Raw genomic sequence first — 5,138 nt, forward strand, 5'->3', positions numbered from 1 at the left:
CGCCGCCGTTGGCGGTGGCGTACGACAGCGCAACGTCGCGCGCGGTGCCGGACTTGTCCTGATACACGGCGATCAGGTGCGGCACCCCGCCGCCCTGGGTGTAGGTCGAACGCACGGTATGACCCGGAGCCTTCGGCGCGATCATGATGATGTCCAGGTCGGCGCGCGGCACGACCTGGCCGTAGTGGATGTTGAAGCCGTGCGCGAAGGCGACGGTGGCGCCTTGCTTGGCGTGCGGCGCGACGTTTTCGGCATAGACCTGGCCGATGTTTTCATCCGGCAGCAGGATCATGATGACGTCGGCGCCCTTGACGGCGTCGTTGACTTCGGCAACGTTCAGGCCGGCGTTCTTGGCCTTGTTCCACGAGGCGCCGTCCTTGCGCAGGCCGACGGTGACCTTGCAGCCGGAATCCTTCAGGTTTTGCGCATGCGCGTGGCCTTGCGAACCGTAACCGATGATGGTCACGTTCTTGTTTTTGATCAGGGACAGGTCTGCGTCTTTGTCGTAAAAAACTTTCATGATTTTTCCTAAATCTTCCTTAATAATGGAGCGGAGCTCTTCTGTTTTGTCATGGATGCGCTGTGCAAAGTCAGCTCGCCTTGCAGTTCAACGCAAGGCGACAGCGACTATATGTGCAGCGCCGGTTTCAATCAAGCGGCGTATCAAGCAGCATAGGATGCGAGATGCGCCGGCATCGCCTGATCGCGCACATGCGGGATGCCCAGTTGGCGCAATTTTCGATACAGCGAGGCGCGGCACATTCCCAGTTGCCGCGAGGCCGCGGAAATGTTCCAGCGACTGCCGACCAGCGCATCGATAACGCGCGTGCGCTCGTCCCCGAGCGGGCCACCGGGTTGGCGGGGAAGGATATCTGTCGCACCGGCTTGTGGCGCGATGCGGCGGACGTTGGAGGCGGAAGAAATATTCACCACCTCGTCATGCGTGGATGCAGGCGCCGATGGCGCGGACGATTCCATCAGATCTTCCGGCAGATCGCCGACTTCGATGCGGTCGCCGTTCATGACGGCGCAGCAATAGCGGACCACCGCATGCATCTGGCGCAGATTGCCCGGCCACGGATACGCCAGCATCCGCTGCAAGGCGGCCGGAGCGATGATGCGCTCGTCGATATGTTGTCCCGGAACTTCGTCCGCGATCATCTGCATGATCAACTGACGTTTGTCGGCGCGCGCGCGTAACGACGGCAGGCGCAATACGCCGCCAGCGATGCGGTAATACAGATCTTCGCGGAAGCGCCCTTGCGCCACCAGCGTTTTCAGATCCTGATGCGTGGCGCAGATCAGGTGCACATCGACGCTGACCGGATGCGCGGCGCCGAGCGGAATCACTTCGCGCTCGGACAGCACGCGCAACAAGCGCGTTTGCAAAGCGAACGGCATGTCGCCGATTTCATCGAGGAACAACGTGCCGCCATCGGCCTGCTGCACCTTGCCCTTCATGCCGCCCGGCAGCGCGCCGGAAAACGCGCCCTTGCAATAACCGAACAATTCGCTCTCGGCCAGGCTCTCGGGAATCGAGGCGCAGTTGACCGCCACCCAGCCGGCGGCGCGGCGTTCGCTGTAGGCATGCAGCGCGCGCGACAGATATTCCTTGCCGGTGCCGGTTTCACCTAGAATCAAAATCGGGATGTTCCTGTCGATCAGGCGCTTGCCGCGCGCAATCAGGTCCTGCATCTGCGGATCGCCGCCACAGAGTTCATCGAGCGAGCGATAGCGCGTACTGTTGACATATCTACGCGCCGTGGCGAAGGCTACCGTTGGTGTCGGCATGATTTGTCTCCTGTCTGTGAACTGCTTTTTTTATGTGACTGACGATTATCCGGTTCGTGGCCGGTCTCGCCTTTGAAATTCGCTTTGCCGCTCTCCGGCGGCAAGGGATTTCTATGAACCAGTCGCAAGTAAGCTGACTCTGCGGCAAAGAATAGCCAGCTTATCTGATAACTTCCAATACAATATAGACACACAATTAATACCTTAAAGGTATCAGATGATAGAACTGCGCCATCTCACCTATTTCCGCACCGTAGCAGAAACCCTGCATTTCGGCCGCGCCGCCGAGCAGTTGCATATCTCGCAACCGCCGCTCACGCGCCAGATTGCGGCGCTCGAGAAGGAGCTCGGCGCGCAATTGTTCGACCGCAGCAAACGCAGCGTGCAACTGACCGAAGCGGGCAGACATTTCTACCGAGACACTGCTGAAATTTTTCATGCGCTGGAGCGCGCCAAACGTAACGCGGTCAGCACCGGCGCCGGCAAGAGCGGCGCGCTGCTGGTCGGCTTCATGATGTCGTCGGCGTATAACATCCTGCCGTCGGTGACGCGCCATTATTCAGCCGATTATCCCGAGGTCGACATGCGTCTGACCGAGCATGTGCCGAACCTGCTGGCGGTGGATATCAAGGAAGGAAAGCGCGACGTGGGCATTATGTATCGCCCCGAGGACTGTAGCGGGCTGGACAGCCGCACCATCTTTTCGGAACCGATGGTGGCGGTGCTGCCCAAGACTCATCCGCTGGCCACGCGTGAAAAGATTTCAGCCGAAGACCTGGCCGGCGATCCCTTCATCAGCATTCCGCGCGCGATTGCGCCGGTGGTCTACGACCTGATCGTGAACTGCTGCCTGGCCGCCGGCTTCCGTCCGCGCATCAAGCTCGAAGCCAACCTGCAGCAGACCATCGTCAACCTGGTCGGCGAAGGCCTGGGCGTGGCGATGGTGCCGAACTCGATGCAGGCCATGCATCTGGAAACCACGGTCTTCAAACCGCTGGCCGATGCGCCCGTGGTCGAAGTTGCCGTGATCTGGAACAAGGACAACCGCAATCCCTGCATCCAGACCTTCGTGCAGACGGCGGAAGAAGTGTGGGCCAAACTCAGGCTGGGCCAGCCGGCCTGAGTTCCGAATCAGAGCATTGTTCCTGACTTCAGACGCACTTGAGGCTCAGCCCGCCGTCGACCACCAGATCCACACCCGTCACATAGCGCGCCGCATCCGACGCCAGGAACAGGGCTGCGTGCGCCACGTCCCAGGCATCGCCCATGTGTCCCATCGGGCATTGCGCATGGCGTTTGCGGCGCATCTCTTCGATGTCGCCGCCGTAGGAGGCCTTGAGCGGTTCACGGATCATCGGCGTATCCATCAGGCCCGGCAGCACGCAATTGGCGCGGATGCCTGCCGGCGCGTATTGCATGGCGATGTTTTTGGTCAGCGCCAGCATGGCCGCCTTGGACGCCGAATACGCCACATACGGAAAACCGATCCAGCGAATCGCCGCCAGCGACGAGATGTTGACGATGGCGCCCTTCTTTTGCTTTTCCATGACCGGCAAGACGTATTTGCAGGTCATGAAGACGCTGGTCTGGTTGATGGCGATGACGCGGTTCCAACTCTCTTCGCTGGCCTCGACCGGACCGCCCGTTTCGGCGATGCCGACGTTGTTGTGCAGTACGTCGATGCGGCCGAAATGGTCGAGCGCGGCCTCCATTATGGCTTCGATGTCGGGCGTCCTCGACACGTCGGCGGCGACCACCTCGCACACGCCGCCTTCGCCGCGGATCAGGTCGCAGGTTTCCTGCGCCGCCTGCAGATTGCGGTCGACCGCCAGCACGCGCGCGCCTTCGCGCGCATACAGCACCGCTGCCGCCTTGCCGTTGCCCCAGCCTTCACCGACCGAACCGGCGCCGCTGACGATGACGACCTTGTCTTCCATTGCTCGCGTCATGAAATGCTCCGCTCAGATGTCGAGAATGCCGGCTGCCACGAAGCCGCCGTCCACCGGCACCACATGGCCGGTAACGTAAGACGAATCCTCCGCCGCCAGGAAAGCCACGGCCGCCGCGATTTCGTCGGTGCTGCCGTAGCGATGCATCGGCACGCCGTCGGTGAAGCTCTTGCGCGTCTCCGGCGAATGCACGGCTTGCGTCAGCGGCGTGTCAACCGGACCCGGCGCGACGCTGTTGACGGTGACGCCATGTTCGGCCAGTTCGATGGCCATCTGGCGGGTCAGCCCGATGACCGCGGCCTTGGACGTGCCGTAGGCGGTGCGGCCGGTGCCGGCGCGGATGCCCGACACGGACGAGATGTTGACGATGCGCCCCCACTTGCGGCGCACCATCATGCGCGCCGCGTGCTGGCCGCACAGCATCACGCCGGTGAGATTGATGTTCATCGTCAGCAACCAGTTGTCGAGCGGATATTCGAGGAACGGGAAGGTCTTGGCGACGCCGGCATTGTTGACCAGCACATCGCAGCGACCGTAGTCTTTTTCAACGTCGGCAAAGGCTGCCGCGATCGATTCCGCCTTGCTGACGTCCATCGCCAGCGGTGCCGCACGGCCGCCATCCGCATTGATCCTGTCGGCAGTGGCCCTGGCTGCGTCCAGATTGATGTCCGAGACCAGGACGGTGAAGCCGTCGCGCGCCAGGCGTTGGGAAATTGCGGCGCCGATACCCATGGCTCCGCCCGTCACGAGCGCCACGCGGGCGCCGCTGTCTTTTTGGTTCATATTGTCTCCGTGAGGATGGCGACTTGCGGAGGAAAGGTGCAAGCCGCCGTTTTTGGATGTTATGGGTTGAAGTTAATGTTCCAGGAAACCGATGGAAATCCACGGTACGGCAGCCACCACCAACAGCGCGATGAACAGCGCCGCCAGATAGCCCCAGACGCGGCCGAAGACCTTGTCCGGCGATACCTTGCCGATCGCGCAGGCGGCATAGAAGCCGACGCCGAAGGGCGGCGCGAACAGGCCGATGCCCATCGCCAGGATCACCACCATGGCGTAATGCACGTCATGGATGCCCAGCGAACGCGCCACCGGGAACAGCAGCGGGCCGAACAGCACGATGGCCGGAATGCCTTCCAGGATGCTGCCCAGCACGATGAAGATGACGATGGTGATCAGCAGGAAGCCCATGCCGCCGCCCGGCACGCCTTGCATCAGCGCCACCAGCTTGGCCGAGAAGCCCGACTGCGTCAGCGCCCAGGCCATCGAGGTGGCCATGCCGATGATCAGCAGGATCGCCCCCGACAGCGTCGCCGCTTCCACCAGCATCGGGTAGATGCGCCTGAAGTCGAGGTGCTTCATGAACGCATGCATGATCAGGCCGACCACGATGGTGTA

6 protein-coding genes are annotated in these 5,138 nt (G+C 61.9%); 1 reads left to right on the top strand and 5 read right to left on the bottom strand.

Annotated features, from left to right (window positions below):
• Together RV1423_RS27935 and RV1423_RS27940 are read right to left on the bottom strand one after the other, a co-directional pair.
• The coding region (locus RV1423_RS27935) for an NAD(P)-dependent oxidoreductase (RefSeq protein ID WP_034303904.1) at nt 1-520 on the bottom strand (520 nt) is incomplete at its 3' end.
• Nucleotides 521-663: 143 nt separating this feature from the next.
• On the bottom strand, nt 664-1,791 hold the full coding sequence (locus RV1423_RS27940; protein ID WP_034303905.1) for a sigma-54-dependent Fis family transcriptional regulator: 1,128 nt from the start codon (nt 1,789-1,791) through the stop codon (nt 664-666).
• Nucleotides 1,792-2,008: 217 nt separating this feature from the next.
• Between RV1423_RS27940 and RV1423_RS27945 the strand changes: the two genes are divergently transcribed.
• Nucleotides 2,009-2,914: a LysR family transcriptional regulator gene (locus RV1423_RS27945; protein WP_034303906.1), complete on the top strand. Its 906-nt coding sequence runs from the start codon at nt 2,009-2,011 to the stop codon at nt 2,912-2,914.
• A gap of 28 nt (nt 2,915-2,942) precedes the next feature.
• Here RV1423_RS27945 and RV1423_RS27950 read toward each other — a convergent pair whose 3' ends face one another.
• The 3 genes from RV1423_RS27950 to RV1423_RS27960 all read right to left on the bottom strand — a co-directional run.
• Complete coding sequence (locus RV1423_RS27950; RefSeq protein ID WP_034303907.1) at nt 2,943-3,740, bottom strand: SDR family NAD(P)-dependent oxidoreductase; 798 nt, start codon at nt 3,738-3,740, stop codon at nt 2,943-2,945.
• Nucleotides 3,741-3,752: 12 nt separating this feature from the next.
• A complete protein-coding gene (locus RV1423_RS27955) occupies nt 3,753-4,523 on the bottom strand; it encodes an SDR family NAD(P)-dependent oxidoreductase (RefSeq protein ID WP_034303908.1) in 771 nt (256 codons plus the stop codon).
• Nucleotides 4,524-4,595: 72 nt separating this feature from the next.
• A partial coding sequence (locus tag RV1423_RS27960) for a TRAP transporter large permease subunit (RefSeq protein ID WP_034303909.1) occupies nt 4,596-5,138 on the bottom strand: 543 nt, incomplete at its 5' end.

It is taken from the genome of Herbaspirillum sp. RV1423, from assembly GCF_000577615.1.
Lineage (GTDB): Bacteria > Pseudomonadota > Gammaproteobacteria > Burkholderiales > Burkholderiaceae_D > Herbaspirillum.

Excerpts from the sequence above, each read along its gene's own strand:
- RV1423_RS27945 (WP_034303906.1), top strand. The coding sequence starts at position 2,009 with ATGATAGAACTGCGCCATCTCACCTATTTCCGCACCGTAGCAGAAACC.
- RV1423_RS27940 (WP_034303905.1), bottom strand. The coding sequence starts at position 1,791 with ATGCCGACACCAACGGTAGCCTTCGCCACGGCGCGTAGATATGTCAAC.
- RV1423_RS27955 (WP_034303908.1), bottom strand. The coding sequence starts at position 4,523 with ATGAACCAAAAAGACAGCGGCGCCCGCGTGGCGCTCGTGACGGGCGGA.
- RV1423_RS27950 (WP_034303907.1), bottom strand. The coding sequence starts at position 3,740 with ATGACGCGAGCAATGGAAGACAAGGTCGTCATCGTCAGCGGCGCCGGT.